Below are 26,571 nucleotides of genomic sequence, written 5' to 3'. Positions count from 1 at the left end.
GTGCGAACCCCACGGAAACGCTCGGGGAGAGCGGATTCTGGGCCTATAAAAACTAATAAAAACAAATAGTTATAGCCACAAAGCCCTCAGGGTCCATCCCGCTCGGGTCCTCGCCCCTGTCCGTGCCTCGCGGGCGTCCTTGCGGCGACCGCCCCGGACTTCGGGGAATCCTCTCCAGCGTTCGAGCCCTCGCCAACCTTGACTGGCTCGCCTTCGTCCCCATTCCGGGCTCTCGGCTCGTCGTCGAAGAGGATGCGCCACGCAGGGCCTTCCAGGTCGTCGTACTGCCCGGACTTCACCGCCCAGAAGAAGATGCCGACCGCCAGGGCGGCGATCACGAGGCTCACCGGGATCAGCAGATAGAGGATTTCCATGCTCCGCCCCTGAGGCACCCTGTCCGGGCGCGAGTGTCTTACGTGGCCCTCGTCTCCGGAAGGGGCACGATGCGCTTCAGTCGGAGCGCATTCAGGACCACCAGGAGCGAGCTGAACGACATCCCGATGGCCGCCATCCAGGGGAGCACCAGGCCTGCCGCCGCGAGGGGTACCGCGACCAGATTGTAGAGCAGGGCCCACGAGAGGTTCTGCCGGATCACGGTGAGCATCCGGCGTGCCGTCGCCACACCCTCCGCGATGTGGGGCAGGTGCTCGGACAGGAGCACCATGTCCGCGCTCGCCTGGGCCAACTCCGTCGCCCGCCCCATCGCGATGGACACGGAGGCACCGGCGAGGACCGGGGCGTCGTTGACCCCGTCGCCGACCATGGTGACCACTGCGCCCGCCACCTGCAGGGCGCGCACGGCGTCGAGCTTGTCCTGGGGGCGCAACCGCGCCTTCGCCACCCGGATCCCGAGCTCCCGGGCGGTGCGGGCGACCGCCGCATCCGAGTCTCCGGAAAGGAGCCAGACCTCGAGGCCCAGCCGCTGGAGCGCCGTGACCGCGAGCGCCGCGTCGGGCCGCAGGCTATCGGAGAGATCGAAGCGCGCAAGCAGACCTCGCTCGTCGCCGAGCGCCACGGTCGTGGTCCCCGCGTCCTCGCCGGACCCGGCGGTACCGGTGTCGGCCCCGCTCAACCGGGCCACGTAGTCCGGACGCCCCACCCGATAGCGCCGGCCGTCGACGACGCCCTCCACGCCGAGGCCCGGCGTGGCCACCACCGACTCGGCCACCGCCGCGCCTCCCGCGGCGCGCGTCAGGGCCAGGGCCAGGGGGTGTTCCGACCCTGCCTCGAGGCCCGCCGCGATGCGCAGCACCGTCGCGAGGTCCCCGTCCCGGAGCAGCGTGCTCTGGCGGAGCTCCGGCCGCCCCCGCGTCAGCGTCCCCGTCTTGTCGAAGACCACGTGGGTCGATCGCGCGAGCGCCTCGAGGGAGTGGCCCCGGGTCGGCAGGAGGCCGCGCCGGGTGAGCGCGCCGCTCGCGGCGGTGACGGCCGCCGGCGTCGCGAGCCCGAGGGCACAGGGGCAGGTCACCACCAGCACGGAGAGCGTGACCCAGAAGGCGTCTTCCGGGGCGTGCCCGTACCAGTAGGCGTAGACCCCGGCAGCCACGAGGAGCAGGAGGCCGACGAACCACGCCGAGGCGCGGTCGGCGAGCTGGGCGATCCTCGGCTTCTCCGTCTGGGCCCGGTCCAGCAGGCGGACGATCGATGCGACGACCGTGTCCTCCCCGACCCGCTCGACGGTGAGGACCAGGGGACTCTCCACGTTGACCGTGCCCCCGATGATTCGGTCGCCCTCGCGCTTCGCGACCGGCAGGCTCTCCCCGGTCACCAGCGACTCGTCGATAGTGCTCAACCCCTCGGTCACGCGCCCGTCGGTGGGGACGGTCTCCCCGGGCCGCACGCGCACCCGGTCCCCGGGTTGCAGGTCCGAGGCCGGCACCTGCTCCTCGTCGTCGCCCTGGAGCCGGTGCGCGGTCATGGGCAGGAGCTTGACCAGCGATTCACCCGTGGCCGCGGCCCGGTGCCGCGCTGCCATCTCGAGGTACCGGCCGGTCAGGAGGAAGAAGGTGAACATGCTCACCGAGTCGAAGTAGATGTCGCCCTCGTTGCGCACGGTCGCCCAGACACTGGCCAGGAAGGCCGCGCCGATCGCCAGGGACACCGGGACGTCCATGCCGAGCTGGCGCCGTTTCAGCTCGCCCCAGGCGGACGAGAAGAACGGGCGGGCGGAGTACACCACTACCGGCACCGCAACCACCATCGAGACCCAGCGCAGGAAGCGCTCCATGTCCGGGTCGATGCCCGACCAGGCCCCGATGTACAGGCCGATGGCGAACATCATGACCTGCATCGCCCCGAAGCCCGCGACGACCAGCCTGCGCAACGCCAGCTTGCGCTCCCGGTCGGCCACGTCCTGCTGGCGGCTCGGGTCGTAGGGGTGCGCCAGGTAACCGATGGCGGCGATCGCCTTCAGGATGTCGCTCAACTGGATCTTCGTGCGGTCCCACCGCACTCGCGCCCGCTGGGTCGCGTAGTTGACGCGGAACTCGAGGACACCGGGCAGGCGCCCCACGTGCCTCTCGTTGAGCCAGACGCAGGCGGCACAGGTGATCCCCTCCAGGATCAGCGCCGCCTCCCGCTCGTTCTCCGCGTCGACCTGCACGAACCGGCCCTGCAGGTCTTCCCGGTCGTAGAGCGTCATCTGGTCCAGCACAGCCGGCACCAGTTCCTGGGCCGTGAGGGCCGGGCTGGTGCGGTGCCGGTAGTAATCGGAGAGGCCGGCGTCCACGATCGCCTCGGCAACCGCCCCGCAGCCCGGGCAGCACATGGGCCGGTCCCGGCCGTCGATGCGCACGACCCAGTGGCTCCCCGCCGGCACCGGGAGTCCGCAGTGAAAGCAGGTCTCGACGTCGGTGGTCGCCATGGGGCCTCGGGACCGGCGGGTCGCCCGTCCCGAGGGATTCTCGCACAGAACCCCGAGACTCAGCCGGCGCCCGGGAGCCTCAGACCGAGCGCCACCTCTGCCGGGCTCGCGGTGGGCGCATGCGGGAGGCAACCCAGGAGGGGCGCGGGGATCCGGAGCTCCAGTGTGCGGAGGTTCGCCTCTAGCGCGGGCATGGCCGGGTCGGTGACGCTCGCGACCCAACCGAGGAGCCTCGAGCCGTGGGCGGCGACACTCTCCACGGTGAGCAGCGCGTGGCTCAGGCAGCCGAGCCGTACGCCCACCACGAGGACGACCGGGAGACCGAGCTCCGCGGCAAGGTCGGCCACGGTCAGCTCGCCGGACAGCGGAACGAGCCAGCCGCCGACACCTTCCACCACCACGAGGTCAGCGGCCGCCCGCGCCCGGTCCAGGGACTCCCGGATGACCGTGAAGTCCACGCGCGTCGCGACCCGGTCGGCCGCCAGGTGTGGTGCGACCGGCGGTTCGAACGCCCAGGGATTGACGACCGCGTAGGGCAACGGTGCGGTGGCGGCGGCCATCAACTCCAGGGCGTCTGCACTGCGCAGGCCCCCGGGACCGGGGGTGCAACCCGAGGCGACGGGCTTCAGACCAGCGCAGGATCGTCCCTCCTGCCGGCCGCGGGCCAGGAACCCCGTGCAGGCGCGGGTCTTGCCGACACCCGTGTCCGTGCCGGTGACGAAGAAGGCGTGGGGAACGCTCACGGACCACCTCCGATGACAGGTGCGACGCCGGGGACGGGGACCGGCGGCTTCCAGGCGTGCGCGTACACCACCTCATAGGTGGCCGGGAGTCCCTCGGGGCGCCGGAGCGCCTCGTAGCGCCGCTCTACGCTCGCGAGCCGTGAGGGTGGCGTCAGGTGTCTCGGCCGGTCCCGCCGCACGTTGTGGGCCCCGAGGGACTTCAGGCTCTGCATGAGGCCGACGACGCCGGGGTAGAACCACGTGATCCGGTCCACGTCGGTCACGACGTCCCGGAACCCCGTCGCCACCAGGGCGTCGCCCACAAGGTGCATGTCGAGAAAGTGGTTCACGTGAGAGCCCCCGTCGGCCCCCGCCCAGGCATCCGAAAGCTCCCCGAGCGTGTCCGGCCCGAGGGAAGAGAACAGCACCAGGCCGCCCGGAGCGCACACGCGCCAGATCTCCGCGAGTGCGGCGGGCAGGTCTTCGCACCACTGCAGGGTGAGACTGGAGAAGACGAGGGGGAAGGCGTCGTTCCCCAGCGGCAGCCGGAAGGCGTCGCCACAGACGTAGAGGGAATACCCGGGTGCGCCGGGGAGGGCCTGGCGGCGAGCCTCGCGCAGCATCCCGTGGGCGATGTCCATGCCGTACACCTCGGCACGGGGGTAACGCGCCCCGAGGGCACGCATGCCGTAGCCGGTCCCGGCACCGAGGTCGAGGACGCGGTGGGGATCGAGACGGACGAGGTCGAGCCGCTCCAGTACCCGGTCCGCGACCTCCCGCTGGAGGCCGGCCGCTTGGTCGTACCCGGGCGCCGCCCGCTCGAACGCGGCCCGCATCCACCGCCGGTCCAGGCTCTCTTCAGGCGACACGCAGACACCCCCGCAAGAGGAAATCCGAAAAGCCCCGGGGGTCCGAGAGGAAGGGCGCGTGCCCGCTCCCCGGGAGTACGGTGCCCTCGGCGTCCGGCCGCAGCGCCAGGATGTCCCCCAGGCACTCCGGCGGCACGAGCGTGTCCCGCTCCCCCAGCAGGACGTGCACCGGGCAGGCAACGCGGCGCAGCGCGTCCCGCAGGTCGCTCTCCCGAAGCCAGTGGAGACCTCTCCGCAGTCCGGCCCCGCTGGGCGCCGGACCCTCCCGGAGCCTCTGGCGCAGGGCGCGGGCGACCTGGGTCGCACGCTCCGAGCCCCGCGTCTGCAGCGCGATGAAGCGCGCCAGGGTTCCCTCGAGGTCGCGCCCCAGGTCCTCGGCGAAGCTCTCGAGCGTGGCGACGGGGACGCCGTGAGGCCAGTCCGGACCCGACACGAACCGCGGCGTGCTGGCCACGAGAACGAGCCTGCCGACTCCCCCGCGAGCCTCACGGGCGGCACTGAGGGCCACGAGTCCGCCCAGCGACCACCCCACCCAGGTGGCCTCCGGCGGGACGCAGGAGAGGATCTCCTGCGCGGCCTTCTCGAGGGGGTCGTCCTCGCCGGGCTCGGCGCTCGCCCCGTGGCCGGGGAGGTCCGCCAGGTACAGGGAGAAGTGCCCTGCGAGCTCTCGGGCCACCGCGTCCCAGACGCCGGAGTGGGACGCCCAGCCGTGGACGAGGACCAGCGGGGGCCCCTCCCCACCTCGCCGCGCGAGTGCCACCGGACTCACCGGAGCACCGCGGACAGGGCGTCCAGCAGACGGTCCACGTCGGCTGCGCTGTGGGACGCGGAGAAGCTGATCCGGAGCCGGGCCGCACCCTGGGGCACCGTGGGTGGGCGGATCGCGGGAACCAGGATGCCCCGCTCCAGGAGCGCGCGACTGGCGTCCGACGCACGCTCGCTCGGGCCCAGGACCAGGGGCTGGATCGGCGATGGGGTCGGCACCACCGGAAGGCCCAGCTGCGCCGCGCCCTCGCGGAAGCGACCCAGGACCGCCTGCAGTCGCGTGCGGGCCTCTCCCTGCTCGGCGATGCGCACGCTGGCGAGCGTGGCCGCGGCAAGTGCCGGGGGCAGCGCCGTGGTGTAGATATAGCTGCGCGCGAACTGGACGAGGGTCTCCACGAGCGCCTCGCTCCCTGCGACGAAGGCGCCGAAGGTGCCGAAGGCCTTGCCGAGCGTCCCCACCAGAACCGGGACGTCCTCCAGGCCCAGGCCCTCCACCTCCAGCGTGCCTCGCCCCGTCGGTCCGACCACTCCGAGTCCGTGGGCGTCGTCCACGCAGAGCCACGCACCGCCCGCCCGCTCCGACTGGTCCCGCAGTTGTCGCAGGGGGGCGAGGTCACCGTCCATGCTGAAGACGCCGTCCGTCACGACCATCCGGTGCCGTGCGGAAGAGAGCGCGAGCTGCCGGCCGAGCGAGGCGGCGTCGGCGTGGGGGTAACGGCGCAGCTCGGCCCGGGACAGCAGGCCCGCGTCCACCAGCGAGGCGTGGTTGTACCGGTCCTCGAACACGGCGTCGTGCCGATCCAGGAGCGTGGTCACGACTGCCAGATTGGCCATGTAGCCCGTGGAGAACAGCACGGCCCGGGGGCGGCCCGTGAGCTCGGCAAGCGCCTGCTCCAGGTCCCGGTGGGGCCGGGAGTGGCCGGTGAGAAGGTGTGACGCTCCGCTGCCGACACCGTACTCGCGGGCGGCCTCCCGCAGGGCCTGCACGACCCCGGGGTGGGCGGCGAGGCCCAGATAATCGTTGCTGGCGAAGCTGAGGACCCTGCGCCCGTCGATGACGGGGTGGACGCCCTGGGCTCCTTCGAGGAGCGTGCGGGTCCTGAAGAGCCCGTCCGCCGCGCGGCCCGCGACGCGCTCCCGGACAACCTCCTCGAGGCTCCGCATTGCCATGGTGTGAAGGGGGCCCTGGGGGCTACCGGCCCGGTACCAAGTCCGGAGCAGGAGCCGGAACCGACTCCGGGGTCGAGGCCGAAGCCGGGCCTGGGGCCGAGGCCGGGCCTGGGGCCGAGGCCGAGGCCGAAGCCGTGACTGAGTCCAGTTGGGACCGGGCGTGCAGGCCGAGGCGGGCGAGGAGCACCCGGTCCCGCTCGTCGCCTGCGTTGCCCGTGGTGAGGAGGTTCTCCCCGGAGAAGATCGAGTTCGCACCCGCCAGGAACGCGAGCGCGTGGAGCTCGTCGCTCATGCTCGCGCGCCCCGCGGAGAGCCGAATGCTGGACCGGGGCATCAGGATGCGGGCGAGCGCAATGGTTCGCACCAGCTCGAAGGGATGCAGCGTGGCGGTCCCGTGGAGGGGCGTGCCCTCCACCTGCACCAACAGGTTGATGGGCACACTCTCCGGGTGGACGGGTAGGTTCGCGAGCTGGCGGACGAGCTCGGCACGGTCCTCCTGGCTTTCCCCGAGGCCCAGGATGCCGCCCGAGCAGAGGGAAAGGCCTGCCGCACGGGCGTTCTCCAGGGTCTCCAGCCGGTCCGCGTAGGTCCGGGTGGTGACGATCTGGTCGTAGAAACCCGGGGAGGTATCCAGGTTGTGGTTGTAGTAGTCCAGTCCGGCCTCCTTGAGGACGCGCGCCTGGGGCTCCGAGAGCATTCCGAGGGTCAGGCAGGTCTCCATCCCCAGGGCCTTGACGCCCCGGACCATCTCCGCGAGAACGGGGATGTCGCGGTCCCGGGGCTCGCGCCAGGCGGCGCCCATGCAGAAGCGGGTGGCCCCCTGGGCGCGCGCCCGCGCCGCTTCGGCAACGACGGTCTCGGGCCTCAACAGGGCCGAGGGCGCGAGGTCCGTGTGGTGGTGGACACTCTGGGAGCAGTAGGCGCAGTCCTCGGGACAGCCCCCCGTCTTGATGCTGAGCAGCGTGCTCAGCTGGACCTCCTCGGGGTCGAAGTGGCGGCGGTGCACCGTCTGGGCCCTGTGAAGGAGGCTCGAGAGGGGGATGCGGTAAATCGCGAGGGCCTCTTCCAGGGACCAGTCGTGGCGCAGGGTCTCGTCGGTCATGCTCGCTGTCCTCACCCCCGGGCCGGCGCGGTGAGACGCCGGCGAGGCGGGTACCGTTTGAAGTTGACTCTGGATTCCGGCCGGGGCCGGACGGATGATCCTGGTGTCCGGGGGGCTCGCCCCGGTGGCATTGCCGTCGGCCTCGGGCCCCGGACCTTCGCGCCCCGCCGGCCTTCCCCACCGCACTGCCCGAGGCCCCGAGGCCTCTCGGGGTTTCTCGGGGGCCGCCGCCGGGGTGCGGCCCAGCACCGGTCCGATCATAGGGCGCCACCCGCCGCTGTCAACGACAGGGAGAGAAAATGGTCAACAAGTGGATAAGGAATGTCCTCGGGAGGCTTCTGCCCAGCGCTTGCGCCCTCTGCGGGGCGGAGGCGCAGGAGGGCCCTGTGTGTGCGCGGTGCCTCCGGGACCTGCCGCACCTTCGCTCCACGTGTGGCCGTTGCGGTGTGCCGTTGCCGTCCGCAGTGGTGCAGGGGCTGCACGGGCTGCAGGGTGCGCTACCGGGGACGCCCGTTCCGGGGGCCACGCTTTGCGGTTCCTGCACGCGGAACCCGCCGCCCCTGACGCGCTGCGTCGCCGCCCTCGAGTTCCAGGGCACGGCGAGGGCCCTGGTTCACGGGCTGAAATTCCGCGGGCGGCTTCCGTACGCCCGTCCCCTTGGGGAGGTGCTCGCCCAGGCGGTGGCTGAGCGTGGCCCGGTCGGAGCGGAACTGCTGCTCCCCGTGCCTCTGCACCCCGGCCGGCTCCGGGAGCGCGGCTTCAATCAGGCGACGGAGGTGGCGAGGGTCGTTTCCGGCTTTCTGGGGATACCTCTGGCCAGCCCGGGCACGGCCACCCGGCGCAGGAGCACGGTGGCCCAGACCGACCTGCCGGGCGCGAGGGCCCGGCGCAGGAACGTGGCCGGTGCGTTCCTGGTGGACTCGCGCGAGGTGTCCGGGCGCCGCGTGGTGCTCGTGGACGACGTCATGACCACGGGTGCGACCCTGTACGAGTTCGCCCGGACCGTTTGGGCCAGCGGGGCTCGGCAGGTGGAGGCCTGGGCCTGCTGCCGGGCAGGGTCTCCCCAGGCAAGGATGCAGCAACAGGCGCCAGCATCCCTCCGGGCAGGCGTGCCCCCGTCGGGGCTCGGGTAGGGACTCGGACGGGGACTCCAGGAGAAGGCCTCCCGGGTTCGGAGGCCCACCCTGGAAGGCCCGCGCTAGGTGTCCAGGTTGGCCACGGCGAGGGCGTTGGTCTCGATGAACTCCCGCCGGGGCTCCACCTGGTCGCCCATCAGCGTGGTGAAGAGCTCGTCCGCGGCGACGGCGTCCTCGATCCGGACCCGCAGCATCCTGCGCGTTGCCGGATTCAGGGTCGTGTCCCACAGCTGTTCGGGGTTCATTTCACCAAGGCCCTTGTAGCGCTGGATGTGCATTCCGCGCCGCGCGTCCTGCATCAGCCAGGCCATGGCCTCGGAGAGGTACGCGACCGGGCGCTGCACCTCGCCCCGCTGTACGGTGGCACCCTCGGCAAGGGGCGCCTCCAGCTGGCTGGTCAGCGTGACCAGGCTGCGATACTCCGAGGAGTGAAAGAACTCGCGAGGCAGCGTCGGGTAGGCGGTGACCCCGTGTATCCGGGCCTCCACGATGGGCAGGGCACTCTCCGCGGCCGCGTCACCCGACACCGTCACCTGGTAGGACGTGTGGGCCGGGGCCCGCGCCCGCAACTGAGCCTCGAGGGTCTCCGCCCAGGCGGCGAGACGGACCGGGTCCCGGAGGAGCTCCCCCGAGAGCATCGGCGTGCGTGCGAGCGCCTGGAGGATCTCCGGTGAGATGCGCCGCTCGAGGCGCTTGTGGATCGCATTGAGCGCCACGAACTGGCGCGCCACCTGCTCCAGAGCGGTGCCTTCCAGCAGCGGTGCCTCGCTGCCCGGGTTGAGCCGCGCCCCGTCGAGGGCGAGCTGGAGCAGGTGGGCGTCGAGCTCGACGTCGTCCTTCACGTAGCGCTCGGACTTGCCTTTCTTCACCTTGTAGAGCGGCGGCTGGGCGATGTAGACGTGTCCCCGCTCGATGAGCTCCGGCATCTGACGGTAGAAGAAGGTCAGCAGAAGCGTGCGGATGTGGGAGCCGTCCACGTCCGCGTCCGTCATGATGATGATGCGGTGATAGCGAAGCCGCGAGGGGTCGTACTCGTCCTTCCCGATTCCGCAGCCAAGTGCCGTGATCAGCGTGCCCACTTCCGGGGAGGCGAGCATCTTGTCGAAGCGGGCCTTCTCGACGTTGAGGATCTTTCCCTTGAGCGGAAGGATGGCCTGGGACCGGCGGTCGCGCGCCTGTTTTGCAGAGCCGCCCGCGGAGTCGCCCTCCACGAGGAAGAGCTCGGAAAGGGCCGGGTCTCGCTCCTGACAGTCGGCCAGTTTCCCGGGGAGACCGGCGACGTCCAGGGCGCTCTTGCGGCGCGTCATCTCCCGGGCGCGGCGGGCCGCCTCCCGGGCGCGCGCAGCCTCGACGATCTTCCCGGCGATGGAGCGTGCCTCGGCGGGGTACTCCAGCAGGAATTCCTCGAGCTTCTCGGAGACCACCGCCTCGACGACGGGCTTGACCTCCGAGGAGACGAGCTTGTCCTTGGTCTGGGAGGAAAACTTGGGGTTCGGGACCTTGACCGACAGGACCGCGGTGAGGCCCTCCCGGATGTCGTCGCCGCTCGTGGCGACCTTCTGTTTCTTACCGGTCCCGCTGGTCTCGATGAATTGATTCAGTGTGCGCGTGAGCGCCCCGCGGAGACCCGCCAGGTGCGCCCCACCATCGCGCTGGGGGATGTTGTTGGTGAAGCAGAAGACGTTCTCCTGGTAGGAGTCGTTCCACTGCAGGGCGAGCTCCACACCGATGCCGTCTTTCTGGCTGGAAAAATGGAAGACGCTCGGATGGATGGGCGTCTTCATTCGGTTCAGGTGGGTGACGAAGGCGCGGATGCCCCCTTCGTACTGGAAGACGTCCTGCTTGCCCGAACGCTCGTCCAGCAAACGGATCCTGACACCGGAATTGAGGAAGGAGAGCTCCCGCAGCCGGCTGGCCAGGATGTCGTAATGGAACTCCGTGTTGGTAAACGTGCGGCGGCTTGGCGTGAAGCGGACGTGAGTGCCCCGCTCGTTCGATGGCCCCATCTCACGCAACGGATACTGCGGCACTCCCTCGCGGTATTCCTGTTCGTAGCGCTTGCCGTCGCGGTGGATCGTGAGGAGGAGGTATTGGGACAGAGCGTTGACGACGGACACGCCCACGCCGTGGAGGCCACCCGCGACCTTGTAGCTGTTGTCGTCGAACTTACCGCCCGCGTGCAGCACGGTCATGATGACCTCCGCTGCGGAGCGGCCCTCCTCGGCGTGGAGGTCCACGGGGATGCCCCTTCCGTCGTCGGATACGGTCACCGAGCCGTCGTCGTGGATGACGACATCGACGTGGCTGCAGTAGCCGGCGAGCGCTTCGTCGATGGAGTTGTCGACGACCTCGAACACCATGTGGTGGAGGCCCGTTCCATCGTCCGTGTCACCGATGTACATGCCCGGGCGGGCGCGAACGGCTTCGAGTCCCTTGAGGACGCGAATGCTTCGGGAATCGTAGATAGAGTCAGCCACAGGCGCGTGTAAAACCCTTCGGAGGGACGACGATTATAACAGTTCGGTCAGGCGACCTTGTTTCACGTGGAACATTCCGTATTCCGACGCGGAAGGAAGGGAGACTGCGGAGGGTTCCAGTACCGTGAGGAAGGTCTGGCAGCCCGTCCCCCGTATGCCTTCGAGAAACCATTGCCGGGCGCCCGCGTCCAATTCCGAGGGGAAATCGTCGGCGAGCAGGACGGGTTGGCGGTTGCACGTGCATCGCACGTATTCCACGTGGCCCAGCACGAGTGCTGCCGCCAGGGCCTTCTTTTCGCCGCGCGACAGCGTCTCCCGCGCAGGGTGAGCCGCGACCTGCAACGAGAGGTCGGCGACGTGGGGGCCATGGGTTGTCCAGCCTCGTGCTGCGTCGGAGGGCCAGGTGCGCTCCAGGGTACTGGCGATGCTCTCGCCCGCCGGCCAGCCTCTGCGGTAGAGGATCTCGAGGGGTATGGGCGTGAGCCGTGCCAGGGACTCACGCACAAATGGCAACACCTCTTGCGCGTACCTCATCCTCCAGGAATCGATGCGGTCCGCTTCTTCGCAGAGTTCGTGCTCCCAGACCGCAGCTGCGCGGCGGGTTGTGCCGGAGCGCAGGGCTGCGTTTCGCTGGCGGAGGCTTCGGCGGCACCGGAGGATCGAGGGACCGTACTCTGGTTCCACGTGGAACAATGCCCAGTCCATGAGAGAGCGTCTCTCGCCAGGCGAACCTTCCACGATCTCCAGACTGTCCGGCGCAAACACGGCCACGGGCATGAGCCGAGCTACAACGGCCGCACCGGATACGTCCTGTCCATCGACGCGGATGCGCGGTTCCGGTCCCCCCTTCACCACCCCGATCCGACGCAGGGTTCCACCCGGGTCCATTACCTCGCCGAACACGCTGAGCTCGGTGGATTCCCAGCGCACGAGAGGCTCCACGTCCCGGGACCGGAAGGACCGGCCCGTGCCCAGTACGTGGATGGCTTCGAGTATGCTGGTCTTGCCGGCGGCGTTGCCGCCGGCAATGACGTTGAGGATCGGGTGAGGGCGGAGCGCGACGCTCCGGAGAATGCGGAGGTCCCTGACCTCCAGCCGAGTCAGCTGCACGCCGACGCAGTCCTCAGCAAATCAGAGCCTCATGGGCATGACGACGTAGCGGCAGGCGCTGTCGGTCTCTGCCAGCAGCAAGCAACTGCTGTTGTCGTCATTGAGGCACAGGCGCACACGCTCGCCCGGGATGGCGGATACCGCCTCGATGAGGTATCCGACGTTGAAGCCAATCACGAGAGGAGACCCCTCGTAGTCCACCTCCAGGTCCTCCTCGACCTGCTCGTGCTCCGCATTCTCCGACTGGATCCCGAGCCGTCCATTGGTCAGTGCCAACCTCACGGCGCGGTAACGCTCGTTCGCCAGGATCGCCGCTCGGGAAAGCGCCTGCCGGAAGTCGTCACGGTCCACGAGCACGTGCTTGTCCCAAACGTCCGGGTCCGGGATCACCCGCTGATACTCGGGAAAGCGTCCCTCGATCAGGCGCGCGACCAATCTCACGTCCCCCGCGGTCACCCGAAGGGCCTGGGCCCCGATTTCCAGGGTTGCCCCTTCAGCCTCATTGAGGCCCAGGCGCATGAGCTCCCCGACGGCCTTTCGGGGCACGATGGCCTGCAGGAGCTCTCCTTCGTTGCCGAGGAGCTTCGTTTCACAGAGCGCCAGGCGGTGCCCATCCGCACCCACCGCCCTGAGCCTGCCTTCACCGATCTCCAGCAGGAGTCCGTTCAGGTAGTACCGGACGTCCTGTTGCGCCATCGCGAAATGCACACGTTCCAGCAAGCTCTTGAGCTCGGTTGCCGGCAGCGTCACGGTGACCAGGGCCTCGAAGCCCTGGGTGAGAGGGAATCCGTCGGGCTCCAGCGTGGTCAACGAAAAGCGGGTTGGACCGGACCGGATGGTCGCACGGCCACCGCCGGCGGAGAGTTCAGCCACAGAGCCGGGCGGGAGGCTTCGCCAGATCTCCCAGAGTTTGCGCGCCGGGATGGTCGTCTTCCCCTCGGCCTGGACCTCGGCGGGCGCAGTCGCGCTGACCTCGATCTCGAGGTCCGTACCCCACACCTCCACCTTGCCGCGAGTGGCTTCGAGGAGAAGGTTGCCGAGAATCGGTACCGCCTGCTTTCGGTCTACCGCCCCGAAGGCCATTTGCAGTGCCGGCATCCAGGCCTCTCGAGCGACAGTGAGCTTCATGGGGGTATCTATTTCCTTAAAGGTATTTAAAGGCTTTAAGAATAGGATCAGTAGGGGCCGGTGATGTCTGTGTATAAGATTTTAAGTTATTGATTTTTAACTCTTTTAAGAAGAATCAATCGATCCCTGAGCCCGGTGGTATGCCTGTGGATGAATTGTGGATGCAGGCCACCTCGCACTCTGTCCCCAGCTTATTCACCTCAGGTGCTCAGGGTTCTCACCAGGATCGTGTAGTCCTCGGCGAGGCTCGCGTCCCGGCCCCGCAATTCGGCCACCTTCTTGCAGGCATGGAGCACCGTCGTGTGGTCCCTGTCCCCGAACGCCTGGCCGATCTCCGGCAGGCTGTGACTCGTGAGCTCCTTGGAAAGGGCCATGGCCACCTGACGGGGCCTCGCGACCGAGCGGCTGCGCCGCTTGGAGAGCAGGTCGGAGACCTTGACCTTGTAGAACTCCGCCACGGTCTTCTGGATGTTCTCCATGGTGACCAGTTTGTCCTGGAGCGCCAGGAGGTCCTTCAGGGACTCCTTGGCGAACTCCACGGTCACCGGGTGTCCGGTGAACTGGGCATTAGCCAGGACGCGGCGCAGCGAGCCCTCGAGCTCGCGCACGTTCGAGCGGATCCGCTTCGCAATGAAGAAGGCCACGTCCTCGGGGATGGTGATTCCGGAGCTCTGGGCCTTTCGCATGAGGATGGCCACCCGCGTCTCGGTGTCGGGTGGCTCGAGCGCCACGGTGAGCCCCCAGCCGAAGCGCGACTTGAGGCGCTCCTCCAGCCCCTCGACCTCCTTCGGGTAGCGGTCGCAGGTGAGCACCACCTGCTGCTGCTCCTCGAGCAGCGCGTTGAAGGTGTGGAAGAACTCTTCCTGGGATCGCTCCTTGCCCACGAAGAACTGGATGTCGTCGATGAGCAACGTGTCCAGCGAGCGGTAGTGGCGCTTGAAGTCGTTGATGGCGTTGTGCTGCAACGCCTTGACCATGTCGGTGACGAACCACTCCGAGTGCAGATACGACACCCGCGCCTGGGGACGATCGCGCACCAGCAGATTGCCGATGGCGTGCATGAGGTGCGTCTTTCCGAGACCCACGCCACCGTAGATGAAGAGCGGGTTGTAGGAGCCGCCGGGGTTCTGAGCCACCTGCAGCGACGCGGCCCGCGCGAGCTGGTTGCACTTGCCCTCGACGAAGCTCTCGAACGTGAAATCGGTCCTCAGGCCGCTACCGGCCTTGTGCGTAGGGCCCTCGGCGCGCCATCGCCGGGGCGAGCCCTCAGCGGCTCTCGCAGGCGCCGCCGCAGCGGGCTTTGCCGGTGTCTCCCGGGTCTCGCGCGTACCGACGCTCACGGTCACGGCGAGATTGGGGGACCCCGCCGCCGACCGGGCGACTTCGGTGATCCGCTGCGCGAAGTGCTCGCTCACCCAGTCCCGCACGAAACGATTGGGTGCGAGCAGGCGCAGGGACGCCCCTTCCTCCACCGCCTGCAGGGGCCGCAGCCAGGTATTGAGCTGCTGTTCCGAGAGCTCAGCCTCCAGTTCTCCGAGACAACGCTTCCAGAGACCTCCCTTCACGGTCCACCCGCCCCCCCGCTGACCATCCCGTAGCCGCAGTGTACCCCTCGCCCCGGAGGGGTCGAAAGCCCACGGGCACCCCCGCGGTTTGACAGGGGACGACTCCACCGGGTATTTTTCCGCGTCTTGTCCCACGGCCACTGCCCTTTCAGAGCGGTTCCAACATGAAGCAGACCTTTCAGCCGAGTAATCTCAAGCGCAAGCGCCGGCACGGCTTCCGCGCCCGGATGGCCACCCGCAGTGGACGACAGGTCCTGCAGGCCCGCCGGGCCAAGGGCCGCAAGCGGCTCAGCGCCTGAGCGTCGGGCTCCGATTCGGGACGCTCGCTTTCCGCGCTCGCGCCGGCTGACACGCAGCCGGGAGTTCACGAAGCTCTTCGCCGAGTCCTGGCGCTCCCATGACAGCCTGTTCGTGGTTCTCTTCGCTCCGAACGGCCTCGGCCAGCCCCGTCTGGGGATGGCCATCTCGCGGCGCCGGGTTCCCCTGGCCCACGAGCGGAACCGCGTCAAGCGACTGGTCCGGGAGAGCTTCCGGCGGCACCAGGGCGATCTCGGGGGCTTCGACTTCGTGGTCATGGCCCAGGGCAAGCTAGCGGCCTCGGACGACCTGTCGCGGCAGAAGTCTCTCGAATGGCATTGGACCCACCTCGCGACGCGCTGCAGCCGGTTCTCCGCGCGCTCATCCGGGGCTACCAGCGCTTCTTGAGCCCGTTCTTCGGCAGCCAGTGCCGCTTCTATCCCACCTGCTCGGCATACGCCCTGGAGGCGATAGAGACGCACGGCAGCGCGCGCGGAGTCCTGATGGGCCTTCGCCGCATCTCCAGATGTCACCCCTGGCACGCCGGGGGGGTCGATCCGGTCCCGCCGCGGTCCCCACCGCGGCAAGGTTAGCTTCCCGTCTACCGTAGGATTCCAAACCGTGGAAAACGCCCGGTTAGTGTTGTTCGCTGCGCTCGGCATGGTCCTGTTCCTGCTCTGGCAGGCCTGGCAGCAGGACTACGGGGCGCGCCCCGTCGCGTCGGCGCCGAGCGCCTCCCAGAGCGAGGTCGCCGCACCCGCCATCCAGCCGGACATCCCCGTCGCTCCCGCGACAGGCGCCCCCGCGGATGGGGCACCGGCCGCAGAGGCCCGCGCAACTCCGGCAGCGCCCATCGACGCCCCCCGCGTGCAGGTGGTGACCGACGTCTTCCGGGCCGAGATCGACACCGCGGGCGGGACCCTCCGGCGCCTGGACCTCCCCAACTACCCGGTCAGCGCCGACGAGCTGGAGAAGCCCTTCCGTCTCCTGGGGAACGGGGAGGACCTGCTCTTCGTGGCCCAATCCGGCCTCCTATCGTCCGGTCCCGCGCCGACCCACCACGCCCTCTACCAGGCGGAGCGCACCGACTACACGCTGGCCCAGGGCGAGGACACCCTGTCGGTGCCGTTGCGGTGGACGAGCCCCGAGGGCCTCACGGTCACCAAGGTCTATACCTTCCGCCGGGACAGCTTCGTCATTGATCTGGAGTTCCGGGTGGAAAACGCCACCGGGTCCGAGTGGCGTGGCCGACCCTACGGGCAGCTCCTGCGCAACCGGCCCGAGCAGAAGAGCCGCCTGTTCGCGTACACCTACACCGGCGGCGTGCTCCACAACGAGGAGCTGCGCTACGAGAAGGTGGATTTCGACCGGATGCTGAAGGGGCCGGTCACGGTCGACGGCAAGGGTGGCTGGGCGGCGATGATCCAGCACTACTTCGCCGCGGCCTTCCTGCCGGACCAGGCGGCCGAGACGCACCTCTACGCGCGCTCCCTCGACCCGTCCCGGTTCCTCGTGGGCGTGGTCGAGCCCGAGGTGGTGGTGGCGCCGGGCGCCGAGGGCAAGCTCGACCTCCAGCTCTTCGTGGGGCCCAAGGTGCAGGACCGCCTGGCTGCCGCGGCGCCGGGCCTGCACCTGCTCGTGGACTACGGCTACCTCACGGTCCTCGCCGAGCCGCTCTTCTGGCTGCTGCAGCAGATCCAGCGCTTCGTGAAGAACTGGGGCTGGTCGATCGTGATCCTCACGGTGCTCATCAAGCTCGCCTTCTTCCATCTCTCCGCCACGAGCTACCGCTCCATGGCGCGCATGCGCAATCTGCAGCCGCGACTCGTCTCCCTCAAGGAGCGCTACGGGGACGACCGGGCGAAGCTGAACCAGGCGATGATGGAACTCTACCGCACCGAGAAGGTGAACCCACTCGGTGGCTGCCTGCCCATCGTGGTGCAGATCCCGGTGTTCATCGCGCTCTACTGGGTGCTTCTCGAGAGCGTGGAGTTGCGCCAGGCACCGTTCATGCTCTGGATCCGCGACCTGTCCACCCACGACCCGTACTTCGTGCTGCCCATCACCATGGGCATCACCATGCTGATCCAGCAGCGCCTGAACCCCTCGCCGGTGGACCCGATCCAGCAGAAGGTCATGATGGTGCTGCCCGTGGTGTTCACGGTGTTCTTCCTGTTCTTCCCCGCGGGCCTCGTGCTCTACTGGCTCGTGAACAACACCCTCTCGATCCTGCAGCAGTGGGTCATCACCCGCCAGCTGACGAAGGGGTCTGCGGCCTGAGGGCGCCCGGGGGCGGGCCGGCCCCGGACACCATCGCCGCAATCGCCACCGCCCCGGGCCGGGCGGGGATCGCGGTCCTGCGCGTCTCCGGACCGGAGGTGGCGGCCATCGGCGCCGCGGTCCTCGGGGAGCTTCCGGCGCCGCGCCACGCGGCCCTGCGGGCCTTCCTCGACGCCCGGGGCGAGGCCATCGACCGCGGGCTCGCCCTCTACTTCGCGGCGCCCGCGTCCTACACCGGGGAGGACGTCCTCGAGCTCCACGGGCACGGGGGGCCGGTCGTCACGGACCTGCTGCTCGCCCGAGTCCTCGCCCTCGGCGCCCGCATTGCCCGCCCGGGCGAGTTCACCGAGAGGGCCTTCCTCAACGGGCGCATGGACCTGGTCCAGGCCGAGGCCGTCGCCGACCTGATCGACGCGGCGACCGTGGAGGCGGCGCGGGCCGCCCGGCGCACCCTCGACGGTGAGTGGTCGCGGCGCCTCGGCGAGATCGGCAACGCCCTGAACGCCCTGCGGGCCGAGGTCGAGGCCGCCATCGATTTCCCGGACGAGGAGCTCGACGGCGCGGACGAATCGGCGGTCGGCCCCCGCGCCGGCGAGGTCCTGGCGGCCCTCGCCGCGGCCCTCGAGGGCGCGGCCCACGGGCAGGTCCTCGCCGAGGGCCTGCGGGTGGTGATCGCCGGCAGGCCCAACGTGGGCAAGTCGAGCCTCCTGAATGCCCTCACCGGCAGCGACTCCGCGATCGTCACCGAGGTGCCCGGCACCACCCGCGACGCCATCCACGTGCGCGTCCAGGTGGACGGCGTGCCGGTCAGCCTGGTGGACACGGCGGGCCTGCGTCCGACCGAGGACCGGGTGGAGCGAATCGGCGTGGAGCGGGCGTGGGCCGCCGCCCGGGACAGCGACCTCGTGTTGCTCGTCGTGGACTCCGCGGCGGGTTTCGGGCGCGAGGAGGAGGAGATCGTCGCGGGCCTGCCGGCGGAGCTGCCGAGGGTCTTGGTCTGGAACAAGGTCGATCTCACGGGCGAGGCGCCCGGCCTCTGGCCGGCCCCCGATGGCCCGGTCGTCCGGGTCTCCGCGCGCACGGGCGCCGGCCTCGGGGACCTGCGCAGGCTCCTGTCGAAGGCCTGCGGCGGCTCGACCCGGGAGGGGGTCTTCACCGCCCGGCGCCGTCACCTCCAGGCGCTAGCCCGCGTGCGCGACCACCTCGGTGAGGTCCGTCGTCTCGCCGGCGCCAGCCAGCCCGGGGAGTTGGTGGCGGAGGAGCTCCGCCAGGCCCAGCGCGCGCTCGGGGAGATCACGGGAGAGGTCACGAGCGAAGAGGTCCTCGAGCGCATCTTCTCGCGCTTCTGCATCGGGAAATGAGCCGGGTCGCCGTTCCCGCCCGCTCCACGCTGCGCCATAATCCGGGCGCGGCCGGCCCCTCCAACCCGGCCCGAGCGAGGCATCCCCATGGCCGTCCCCTCCGCCAGGCCCACGAAGCGTTACCGCATCCTGCTCACGGGAGTCTCCGGGCAGCTGGGCTGGGAGCTCCGGCGCGCCCTGATGCCCCTCGGCGACCTGGTTTGCACCGCCGGACCGGACATGACGCTGCGCGGCACCGAAACCCTCGACCTGGCCGACGCGGCGGCGACGCGGGACTTCGTGCGCCGCGTGGCCCCGGACTTCGTCGTCAACCCTGCGGCCTACACCCGCGTGGACAACGCCGAGGACGAGGCCCCGCTCGCCCGGGCGATCAACGCCGTGGCCCCGGCCGTGCTGGCCGAGGAGGCGCTGCGCTGCGGCGCCGTGATGGTCCACTACTCGACGGACTACGTGTTCGACGGCCAGGCCAACCGGCCGTACAGCGAGAACTACCCGCCGTCCCCCATCAACGTCTACGGTCAGACCAAGCTGGACGGGGAGCTGGCCATACAGGCCTCGGGGGTGCCGCACCTGATCCTGCGCACGAGCTGGATGTACGGCTGCCGGGGCAACAACTTCCCCCTCACGATCCTGCGCATCGCCGGCCGCCAGGGTGAGGTGCGGGTGGTGGACGACCAGACGGGCTCCCCCACCTGGGCCCGGCAGGTGGCCGAGGCGACCGCCCAGGTCCTCGCCCAGGCCCGCCAGCTCGGCCGTCCCTGGCTCGAGGAGCGCTCGGGTGTCTACCACCTGACGGCGGGCGGGTCGACGACCTGGTTCGGATTCGCGCGGGCGATCCTGCAGCACGTGGAGGGCCCGGCGCGCACGGCCAAGCTGGTGCCCATCCCGACCTCCGATTTCCCCACCCGGGCGGCGCGCCCGACCTACTCGGTGCTCGACTGCGGCAAGGTGGCGGGCACCTTCGAGCTCGCGCTGAGCCCCTGGGAGGAACAGCTCGCGCGGGTGATGGAGGAGCTCAACATGCCCCCGGGCCGGGCACCGGGGGTCTGAGCCGGGCGGCGAGCGGCCGGCGGGCCGGGCCATGGCTGCCCCCTCGGCACACGTCTCCGACCGCGCCTTCCAGGTCCGTTGGCTGGCCCCACACTGCTGGGGGAGCTGGCTCAGCCTCGCGGGCCTGAGGCTCGGGGTCCGGCTTCCCTACGCGAGGCAGCTCCCGCTGGGCCGGGGTATCGGCCGCCTGCTGCACCGCCTGCTCCCCCGGCGGCGGCGCATCGCCGAGCGCAACCTCGCCCTCTGTCTCCCGGAGCTGGCGCCCGAAGGGCGAAGGGAGCTCGTCCGGGCGTGCTTCGAATCCATCGGGATCGCCTTCTTCGAGGTCGCGCTCGCCTGGTGGGGCCCGGACGAGCGCCTGCAGGCACTGGGGCGCGTGGAGGGGCTGGAGCACCTGGAGCGAGCACTCGCGCGGGGCCGGGGCGTGATCCTGTTGAGCGGGCACTTCACCACCCTGGAGATCGGGGCGCGGCTGCTGCACCGGCACCAATCGTTCCGGCCCGTGTATCGCGCGAGCCGGAACGAGGTCTGGGACTGGGCCGTGCTCCGCGAGCGGGAGCGGCACGTGGGGCAGGCCATCGACCGCGGGGACGTCCGCGGGATCCTGCGCGCGCTGCGGGCCAACGGCTGCGTGTGGTACGCGCCCGACCAGGACTACGGCCGCGAGCACAGCGTCTTCGTCCCCTTCTTCGGCGTGCCGGCGGCGACCATCACGGCGACCTCGCGTCTGGCGGCCCTGAGCGGTGCCGCGGTGGTGCCCCTGTTCCAGCGCCGCCTGCCGGGCACGGGTGGCTACGTGGTGACCCTGGAGCCGGCCCTGGACGCGTTCCCGGGCGGGGATGACGCCGCCGACGCGGCGCGCGTGAGCCGGCTGGTCGAGGGGTGGGTGCGGGCCTGCCCGGAGCAGTACCTCTGGACCCACCGGCGTTTCAAGACCCGCCCGGCGGGCGAGCCGCCGGTCTACTGACTGCCTGCTGGGCCGGGATGCCCCGACTCCGGCCCAGGAAGGGGCGGCGGGTGCGACGACGCTCGGCGAGATCAAGGACAAAACCGACTCCGGCCGCGCAGGGGGCGGCGCCCTGCGGCTGGAGCGAAGATGGTAAAGTTCGTCGATCGCCTGCGCCGATGCTGCCCGCGGGCGAGCCTTGCGCCCGCGGTGCACCCGATGACGACGACACCCCCCCCGACCAGACCCAAGCTGGTGATCCTCATGTATCACCAGGTGGGCCAGTTCCGGCGCCCCGCGAGCCACAAGGCCTGCTTCTGCGACACGCGCCGGTTCCGCTCCCAGATGCGCTATCTCGCGCGCATGGGATACGGTGTGATCGGTCTCGAGCAGGCGCTGCGCGGTCTCTTCGAGGGCGGCCCGCTGCCGCGCCGGCCCGTGGTCCTGACCTTCGACGACGGGACGCGGGACTTCCACGACCACGCCCTGCCGGTCCTCCTGGAGCACGGTTTCCCGGCGACCGTCTTCGCGGTCACGGGCCTCCTCGGGGGGCGCGCGGACTTCGTGAGCTACCGCCCCGTGCCCCGCCTGATGACGGGCGAGGCCCTGCGCGCCGTGCACCGGGCGGGGATCCAGGTGGGGTCGCACACGGTGACCCACCCGCGACTCACGCAGCTGGACGACGGCGACCTGCGCCGCGAGGTGGTCGACAGCAAGGCGTTCCTCGAGGACCTGCTCGGGTCGCCGGTGGACCACTTCTGCTACCCCAAGGGCGACTACGACGAGCGGGTGCGCGAGGTGGTGCGCGCGGCCGGTTACCGTAGCGCGTTGACGACGGTGCGCGGCGCGGCGAACACCGCCGCCAACCCCCTGGAGATCCCGCGCAAGGCCGTGTCCTTCGGCGACAACCTGATCGGCTACGCCTGGAAGCTGCACCTCAAGCACCCCCAGAAGATCAAGGCGGGGCCCCGGTGACGCCCGGCTCCTGGCAAGTCATCGGGAGCAGGGATTTCGGGGGGGCGGACCGGTTCTACTGCCGGCTCGTGCAGGCGCTGCAGGGCGCCGGAGACGCCGTGCTGGCGGTGAACCGCACGGGCTCGCCCGTCGGTGAGGTCATCGGCGCCTCCGCGCCCCAGTTCCAGCTCCCCTTCGCGAACCAGTGGGACGCCTACACCGCCTGGCGCATCCACAGCCGCGCGGCCCGGGAGCGGCCCGCGATCGTCCAGACCTACATGGGCCGTGCGACCCGCCTCACGCGACTGCCCCGCCGGGGCCCCACGGTGCACGTCGCGCGCCTGGGGGGCTTCTACAAGGTCCGGGGCTATTACGAGCACGCCCACGCCTGGGTCGGGAACACAAGGGGGGTCTGCGACCACCTGGTGCGGGCGGGCCTGCCCGCCGCGCGCGTCTACCGCATCGGCAACTTCGTACCCCCGGCACGGCCCCTGTCCCCCGGGGAGAGCGAGCGCCTGCGCCGGGCGCAGGCCATCCCCGACGACGCCTGGGTCCTCTTCGCCCTCGGGCGGCTCGTGCCGGGCAAGGGCTTCGAAGACCTGCTGGCGGCGTTCGCTCTCCTGCCCCCGGAGGTGGGGGGCAGGCCGGTGCACCTGGCCGTGGGCGGCGAGGGGGTGCTGCGACCGGCCCTCGAAGGGCAGGCGGCGGAGCTCCGGGTGGCGCGGCGCGTCCACTGGCTCGGCTGGCTCGCGGACCCCGCCCCCTGGTACGGTCTGGCGGACGTGCTGGTCGTACCCTCGCGCCACGAGACCCTGGGCAACGTCATCCTCGAGGGCTGGAGTCACGCCCGTCCGGTGGTCGCGACCCGGACGGCGGGGGCGACCGAGCTCATCGAGGCCGGCGTCAACGGGGTCCTCACGCCGGTCGCAGACACCGGGGCCCTCGCCGCGGCGGTGCGCGAGACCCTGCTGGCGGCGCCCGCGGACCGCGCGGCCCTCGGCCGGGCGGGCGCCGGGTGCGTGGCGCGCGAGCACGGGGAGGAGGCGGTCGTGGGCGCCTATCGCCAGCTCTACCGCGACCTGCACCGCGAGCGGGTGGCCTCGTGAAGCGCCGAGTGAAGCTCCGCCGGCCGGGGGAGTGCCGGGGATCCGAGGGGCGGTCGCCGTGAAGGTCCTCCACGTGGAGTGCGGGCGCCACCTTTACGGCGGGCCGCAGCAGGTGCTGTACCTGCTCCGCGGGCTGGGGGAAGCGACGGGGGAGCGCCAGGTCCTGGCCTGTCCCCCCGGCAGCGGTATCGCCCGGGCGGCCCGGGAGGTCGCCGAGGTCCACGAGCTCCCCCTGGGGGGCGAGCTCGACGCCGGGACCTTCCTGCGCCTCGGGCGGCTCATCCGCTCCTCCCGCCCCGCCCTGGTGCACGTGCACAGCCGGCGCGGCGCGGACTGGTGGGGGGGGCTGGCGGCCCGCCGGGCCGGGGTGCCGGCGGTCGTGAGCCGGCGCGTGGTGAGCCCGGAGCCGGTCTGGGTGGCGCGCCTCAAGTACGGGCTCTATCGCGCCGTCATCGCCATCTCCGAAGGGATCCGCCGCGTGCTGCTCGCCGAAGGGGTGGCGCCCGGCAAGGTGGCTACCGTGCCGAGCGCCGTGGACACGGACGTCTACCGCCCCGGCGGGGACCGCCTGTGGCTGCGCCACGCGTTCGGGTTTCCGCCCGAGGCGCGGGTTCTGGCGATGGTGGGCCAGTTCATCCCCAAGAAGGGCCACCGGCTGCTGCTGCAGGCCCTGGAGGGGCTGCTGCCGGCGTACCCGGACCTGCGGGTCCTGCTGCTGGGGACCGGCGCGCTCCTCGAGGGCGTCCGGGCAGAGGTCGCGGCGCGCGGATGGGGCGAACGGGTGCGCCTGCCGGGGTTTCGCGAGGACCTGCCCCGGGTGCTGCCGGTGCTCGACCTGGTGGTCCACCCGGCCTTCGAGGAAGGCCTCGGGGTGTCGCTGCTCCAGAGCGCCGCGGCGGGTGTGCCCATCGTGGGCTCGGCCGTCGGCGGGATCCCGGAGATCGTGCGCGACGGCGTGAACGGGCTCCTGGTTCCCCCGGGGGACGGGGCGGCCCTGGAGCGGGCCGTGCGCAGCCTCCTCGACGAGCCCGCCCGCGCCCGCGCCATGGGCGCCGAGGGGCGGCGGATCGCCGAGCGGGACTTTGCCCTGGCGGCCATGGTCGCAGGCAACCTGCGGGTCTATCGTGACGTGCTCGGTTCCGACCGGGCGATGGAGCACTGATGGTGGAGCAATCCCCCGGCCCGCGCCCCGGGCACAGCTACCGGCTCTACGTCCGGCTGCTCGGCTACGTGCGGCCCTACTGGCGCCAGTTCGCGGCCTCGCTCTTCGGGATGGTCGTGGTGGCGGCCACCGAGCCGGCCATCCCGGCGCTCTTCAAGCCGCTCCTCGACCAGAACTTCGTCGGCCGGGACCCCGGCGGAATCCTCTGGATGCCGCTTGCGCTCATGGGGCTCTTCCTGGTCCGGGGGCTCGGCGACTACGTGGCCGACGTGGCCATCGCCTGGGTCGGCGGCAAGGTCGTCTACGGCCTGCGCATGCAGATGTTCCAGCGCCTGCTGCACCTGCCGGCGCGCTTCTTCGACGATCACTCGGCCGGCGTGGTGATCTCGAAGGTCACCTACGACGTGAGCCAGGTGACCCAGGCAGCGACGAAGGTCCTGGACGTCGTCGTGCGCGACACCCTCGCCGTGGCGGGCCTGCTCGGGTGGATGCTCTACCTGAACTGGCGGCTCACCCTGGTGGCGCTCGTCGTGGCGCCGCCGGTGGTCCTCATCGTGCGCGCGGTGAGCCGCAGGCTGCGGGACATCAGCCGCTCGCTCCAGCGCACCTACGGCGAGATGACCCACGTGCTGGAGGAGGCGACGGAGGGTCACCGCATCGTGAAGATCTTCGGCGGTCAGCGCTACGAGGCCGAGCGCTTCGGGCGCAGCGCGAACTGGGTGCGGCGCTACACCTTCAAGTCCCGCGCCGCCGCCGGACTGAACGTCCCGCTGGTCCAGTTCACCACGGCGTCGGGCCTGGCGGCCATCGTCTTCATCGCCTCCCGCCAGGCGGTCGACGGCACCCTCACGGTGGGTGCCTTCGTCTCCTTCCTGGGGGCGATGGGCATGCTGTTCTCCCCCATCAAGCGGCTGACGCAGGTGAGCGAGCCGCTGCAGAGGGGGCTCGCCGCCGCCGAGAGCATCTTCGACATGGTCGACGAGCCCGTCGAGGCGGACCACGGCACGAGGCCCTTCGCTCGGGCCGCCGGGCGGCTCGAGCTGCGCGGCGTGACCTTCCGCTACGACCGCACCCTGGAGCCCGCGGTGCGGGAGCTCTCGCTCACGGTGGAGCCGGGCGAGACCGTGGCCCTCGTGGGCCCCTCCGGGGGCGGCAAGACCACGGTGGCGCACCTCGTGCCCCGTTTCTACGACCTCGAGAGCGGCCAGGTCCTCATCGACGGCGAGGACATCTCCACGGTGCGGCTGGCCGACCTCCGGGCCCAGGTCGCCTACGTGGGGCAGGACGTGGTGCTCTTCAACGACACCGTGGCCGCCAACATCGCCTACGGCGCGCGCCAGGGGGCGAGCGAGGAGGCCGTGCGCGAGGCGGCCCGAGCGGCGAACGCCCTCGAGTTCATCGAGGCCCTGCCCGAGGGGTTCCAGACCCGCGTGGGGGACCGGGGGGTGCGGCTCTCCGGGGGACAGCGCCAGCGGGTCGCCATCGCGCGCGCGCTCCTGAAGGACGCGCCGATCCTGATCCTCGACGAAGCGACCTCGGCCCTCGACACCGAGTCGGAGCGCCGGGTGCAGGAGGCCCTGGAACGGCTGCGCCGGGGCCGCAGCACGCTCGTCATCGCCCACCGCCTGTCCACCATCGAGAACGCCGACCGCATCCTGGTCCTGCGCGGGGGGCGGATCGTGGAGCGGGGCACCCATCGGGAGCTGCTTGCGCAAGGCGGCCTGTACGCCGACCTCTACCGGGTGCAGTTCGCGGACGGCGAGCCGTCGTGAAGCGTGTCCTGGTGGTGCGCATGAGCGCCATCGGAGACATCGTGATGGCCTCGGCGCTCATCCCGGCCCTGCGCCGGAGCTGGCCGGACGCCCGCCTGGCCTGGCTGACGGAGCCCGCGGGGGCGGGCCTGCTCCGCCACAACCCGAGACTGGACGAGGTCCTGGTCTGGCCCCGGGGCGAGTGGCTGCGGCTCGGTCGGGAGCGGCGCTACGGTGAGCTCGCGCGCGCCGTCTGGCGCTTCGCCAGCGAGCTTCGCGCCCGGCGCTTCGACCTCGTGCTCGACGCCCAGGGGCTGCTGAAGAGCGCCTTGTGGGCCCGGTTGACCGGGGCACCGAGGCGCATCGGCCTGGGCTCGCGCGAGGGCGGCCAGTGGCTGATGACCGAGACGCTGGGGCGCAGGACGGTCAGCCGCCGGATCGGGGCCGAGTACCGGCTCCTCGTCGAGCACCTGGGGCTCGACCCCGGCGACTTCCCGATGGACGTCCCGGTGGGTGACGGGCCTGCTGCCCGTGCCCGGGCGGCGCTGGCGGGCGTGGGGATCCGCGGCCCCTACGCCGTGCTCTGCCCGTTCACCACGCGGCCCCAGAAACACTGGCTCGAGGAGCGCTGGGTGGGGCTCGCGGGCCCGCTGGAGGACGCGACGGGGCTCGCCCCGGTGGTCCTGGGGGGGCCCGAGGACCGGGCCGCGGCCGAGCGCATCTGCGCCGCGAGCGGCGGCCGGGCGCGCACCCTGGC

At 70.9% G+C, this 26,571-nt stretch carries 24 protein-coding genes; 13 read left to right on the top strand and 11 right to left on the bottom strand.

Translation table 11 applies throughout. The features are described from left to right. Positions 1-86 precede the first annotated feature (86 nt). Genes ccoS through bioB form a run of 7 tightly spaced genes read right to left on the bottom strand, consistent with a single transcriptional unit; the run spans position 87 to position 7,491 of the window. A complete protein-coding gene (gene ccoS / locus KA217_09500; protein MBP7712680.1) occupies positions 87-374 on the bottom strand; it encodes a cbb3-type cytochrome oxidase assembly protein CcoS in 288 nt (95 codons plus the stop codon). A gap of 38 nt (positions 375-412) precedes the next feature. Beyond that, on the bottom strand, positions 413-2,863 hold the full coding sequence (cadA, locus tag KA217_09495; GenBank protein MBP7712679.1) for a cadmium-translocating P-type ATPase: 2,451 nt from the start codon (positions 2,861-2,863) through the stop codon (positions 413-415). Positions 2,864-2,922: 59 nt separating this feature from the next. Then, positions 2,923-3,606, bottom strand: a complete 684-nt coding sequence (gene bioD / locus KA217_09490; protein ID MBP7712678.1) for a dethiobiotin synthase — start codon at positions 3,604-3,606, stop codon at positions 2,923-2,925. Further along, complete coding sequence (gene bioC, locus KA217_09485) at positions 3,603-4,421, bottom strand: malonyl-ACP O-methyltransferase BioC (protein MBP7712677.1); 819 nt, start codon at positions 4,419-4,421, stop codon at positions 3,603-3,605. Before bioC ends, bioD begins: the two co-directional genes overlap by 4 nt. Positions 4,422-4,443: 22 nt before the next feature. Next, positions 4,444-5,223, bottom strand: coding sequence for a pimeloyl-ACP methyl ester esterase BioH (gene bioH, locus KA217_09480; protein MBP7712676.1), 780 nt, complete (start codon positions 5,221-5,223; stop codon positions 4,444-4,446). Next, positions 5,220-6,389 carry an 8-amino-7-oxononanoate synthase gene (gene bioF, locus KA217_09475; GenBank protein MBP7712675.1) on the bottom strand — a complete coding sequence of 390 codons (1,170 nt, stop codon included), beginning with the start codon at positions 6,387-6,389 and terminating at the stop codon, positions 5,220-5,222. Before bioF ends, bioH begins: the two co-directional genes overlap by 4 nt. Before the next feature lie 22 nt (positions 6,390-6,411). Continuing rightward, on the bottom strand, positions 6,412-7,491 hold the full coding sequence (gene bioB / locus KA217_09470; protein MBP7712674.1) for a biotin synthase BioB: 1,080 nt from the start codon (positions 7,489-7,491) through the stop codon (positions 6,412-6,414). A 452-nt stretch (positions 7,492-7,943) separates the two neighbouring features. On the opposite strand from bioB, the gene KA217_09465 reads away from it, so the two are divergent. Beyond that, positions 7,944-8,624: a ComF family protein gene (locus KA217_09465; protein ID MBP7712673.1), complete on the top strand. Its 681-nt coding sequence runs from the start codon at positions 7,944-7,946 to the stop codon at positions 8,622-8,624. A gap of 65 nt (positions 8,625-8,689) precedes the next feature. On the opposite strand, the gene gyrB is transcribed toward KA217_09465, so the two are convergent. The 4 genes from gyrB to dnaA form a co-directional block, all read right to left on the bottom strand. Then, positions 8,690-11,104 carry a DNA topoisomerase (ATP-hydrolyzing) subunit B gene (gyrB, locus tag KA217_09460; protein ID MBP7712672.1) on the bottom strand — a complete coding sequence of 805 codons (2,415 nt, stop codon included), beginning with the start codon at positions 11,102-11,104 and terminating at the stop codon, positions 8,690-8,692. A gap of 33 nt (positions 11,105-11,137) precedes the next feature. Further along, a complete protein-coding gene (recF, locus tag KA217_09455; protein ID MBP7712671.1) occupies positions 11,138-12,214 on the bottom strand; it encodes a DNA replication/repair protein RecF in 1,077 nt (358 codons plus the stop codon). A gap of 21 nt (positions 12,215-12,235) precedes the next feature. Continuing rightward, positions 12,236-13,342: a DNA polymerase III subunit beta gene (locus tag KA217_09450; GenBank protein ID MBP7712670.1), complete on the bottom strand. Its 1,107-nt coding sequence runs from the start codon at positions 13,340-13,342 to the stop codon at positions 12,236-12,238. A 200-nt stretch (positions 13,343-13,542) separates the two neighbouring features. After that, positions 13,543-14,907 carry a chromosomal replication initiator protein DnaA gene (gene dnaA / locus KA217_09445; protein MBP7712669.1) on the bottom strand — a complete coding sequence of 455 codons (1,365 nt, stop codon included), beginning with the start codon at positions 14,905-14,907 and terminating at the stop codon, positions 13,543-13,545. Between the two features lie 164 nt (positions 14,908-15,071). Here dnaA and rpmH point away from each other — a divergent pair, with 164 nt between their 5' ends. The 12 genes from rpmH to KA217_09385 all read left to right on the top strand — a co-directional run. Next, positions 15,072-15,206, top strand: a complete 135-nt coding sequence (rpmH, locus tag KA217_09440; GenBank protein ID MBP7712668.1) for a 50S ribosomal protein L34 — start codon at positions 15,072-15,074, stop codon at positions 15,204-15,206. Beyond that, positions 15,148-15,612, top strand: coding sequence for a ribonuclease P protein component (rnpA, locus tag KA217_09435; protein ID MBP7712667.1), 465 nt, complete (start codon positions 15,148-15,150; stop codon positions 15,610-15,612). The genes rpmH and rnpA overlap by 59 nt, the downstream gene beginning before the upstream one ends. Further along, positions 15,537-15,797, top strand: a complete 261-nt coding sequence (gene yidD / locus KA217_09430; GenBank protein ID MBP7712666.1) for a membrane protein insertion efficiency factor YidD — start codon at positions 15,537-15,539, stop codon at positions 15,795-15,797. Before rnpA ends, yidD begins: the two co-directional genes overlap by 76 nt. Positions 15,798-15,825: 28 nt before the next feature. Further along, positions 15,826-17,484 carry a membrane protein insertase YidC gene (yidC, locus tag KA217_09425; GenBank protein ID MBP7712665.1) on the top strand — a complete coding sequence of 553 codons (1,659 nt, stop codon included), beginning with the start codon at positions 15,826-15,828 and terminating at the stop codon, positions 17,482-17,484. Then, on the top strand, positions 17,481-18,845 hold the full coding sequence (gene mnmE / locus KA217_09420) for a tRNA uridine-5-carboxymethylaminomethyl(34) synthesis GTPase MnmE (GenBank protein ID MBP7712664.1): 1,365 nt from the start codon (positions 17,481-17,483) through the stop codon (positions 18,843-18,845). The genes yidC and mnmE overlap by 4 nt, the downstream gene beginning before the upstream one ends. Positions 18,846-18,932: 87 nt before the next feature. After that, entirely contained in the window at positions 18,933-19,895 is a 963-nt protein-coding gene (gene rfbD / locus KA217_09415) for a dTDP-4-dehydrorhamnose reductase (GenBank protein MBP7712663.1), read from the top strand. A gap of 31 nt (positions 19,896-19,926) precedes the next feature. Further along, entirely contained in the window at positions 19,927-20,862 is a 936-nt protein-coding gene (lpxL, locus tag KA217_09410; protein ID MBP7712662.1) for an LpxL/LpxP family Kdo(2)-lipid IV(A) lauroyl/palmitoleoyl acyltransferase, read from the top strand. 198 nt (positions 20,863-21,060) lie between these two features. Next, positions 21,061-21,816 (top strand): polysaccharide deacetylase family protein, encoded by a 756-nt coding sequence (locus KA217_09405; GenBank protein MBP7712661.1) that lies wholly within the window; start codon positions 21,061-21,063, stop codon positions 21,814-21,816. Continuing rightward, positions 21,813-22,901 (top strand): glycosyltransferase, encoded by a 1,089-nt coding sequence (locus KA217_09400; protein ID MBP7712660.1) that lies wholly within the window; start codon positions 21,813-21,815, stop codon positions 22,899-22,901. The genes KA217_09405 and KA217_09400 overlap by 4 nt, the downstream gene beginning before the upstream one ends. Positions 22,902-22,959: 58 nt before the next feature. Next, positions 22,960-24,063, top strand: a complete 1,104-nt coding sequence (locus KA217_09395) for a glycosyltransferase (protein MBP7712659.1) — start codon at positions 22,960-22,962, stop codon at positions 24,061-24,063. Beyond that, positions 24,063-25,835 carry a lipid A export permease/ATP-binding protein MsbA gene (msbA, locus tag KA217_09390; protein ID MBP7712658.1) on the top strand — a complete coding sequence of 591 codons (1,773 nt, stop codon included), beginning with the start codon at positions 24,063-24,065 and terminating at the stop codon, positions 25,833-25,835. The genes KA217_09395 and msbA overlap by 1 nt, the downstream gene beginning before the upstream one ends. Beyond that, on the top strand, positions 25,832-26,571 hold a 740-nt coding region (locus tag KA217_09385; GenBank protein MBP7712657.1), incomplete at its 3' end, for a glycosyltransferase family 9 protein. The genes msbA and KA217_09385, both read left to right, overlap by 4 nt.

Source organism: Gammaproteobacteria bacterium, assembly GCA_017999615.1.
GTDB lineage: Bacteria > Pseudomonadota > Gammaproteobacteria > JAABTG01 > JAABTG01 > JAGNLM01.
This window is presented reverse-complemented; position numbering and strand designations above follow the sequence as displayed.

What these genes read in the sequence shown, in the direction of transcription:
- ccoS (MBP7712680.1), bottom strand. Translation starts at nt 374, where the DNA reads ATGGAAATCCTCTATCTGCTGATCCCGGTGAGCCTCGTGATCGCCGCC.
- cadA (MBP7712679.1), bottom strand. Translation starts at nt 2,863, where the DNA reads ATGGCGACCACCGACGTCGAGACCTGCTTTCACTGCGGACTCCCGGTG.
- bioC (MBP7712677.1), bottom strand. Translation starts at nt 4,421, where the DNA reads ATGCGGGCCGCGTTCGAGCGGGCGGCGCCCGGGTACGACCAAGCGGCC.
- bioF (MBP7712675.1), bottom strand. Translation starts at nt 6,389, where the DNA reads ATGGCAATGCGGAGCCTCGAGGAGGTTGTCCGGGAGCGCGTCGCGGGC.
- bioB (MBP7712674.1), bottom strand. Translation starts at nt 7,491, where the DNA reads ATGACCGACGAGACCCTGCGCCACGACTGGTCCCTGGAAGAGGCCCTC.
- KA217_09450 (MBP7712670.1), bottom strand. Translation starts at nt 13,342, where the DNA reads ATGAAGCTCACTGTCGCTCGAGAGGCCTGGATGCCGGCACTGCAAATG.
- rpmH (MBP7712668.1), top strand. Translation starts at nt 15,072, where the DNA reads ATGAAGCAGACCTTTCAGCCGAGTAATCTCAAGCGCAAGCGCCGGCAC.
- yidD (MBP7712666.1), top strand. Translation starts at nt 15,537, where the DNA reads ATGGCATTGGACCCACCTCGCGACGCGCTGCAGCCGGTTCTCCGCGCG.
- rfbD (MBP7712663.1), top strand. Translation starts at nt 18,933, where the DNA reads ATGGCCGTCCCCTCCGCCAGGCCCACGAAGCGTTACCGCATCCTGCTC.
- lpxL (MBP7712662.1), top strand. Translation starts at nt 19,927, where the DNA reads ATGGCTGCCCCCTCGGCACACGTCTCCGACCGCGCCTTCCAGGTCCGT.
- KA217_09405 (MBP7712661.1), top strand. Translation starts at nt 21,061, where the DNA reads ATGACGACGACACCCCCCCCGACCAGACCCAAGCTGGTGATCCTCATG.
- msbA (MBP7712658.1), top strand. Translation starts at nt 24,063, where the DNA reads ATGGTGGAGCAATCCCCCGGCCCGCGCCCCGGGCACAGCTACCGGCTC.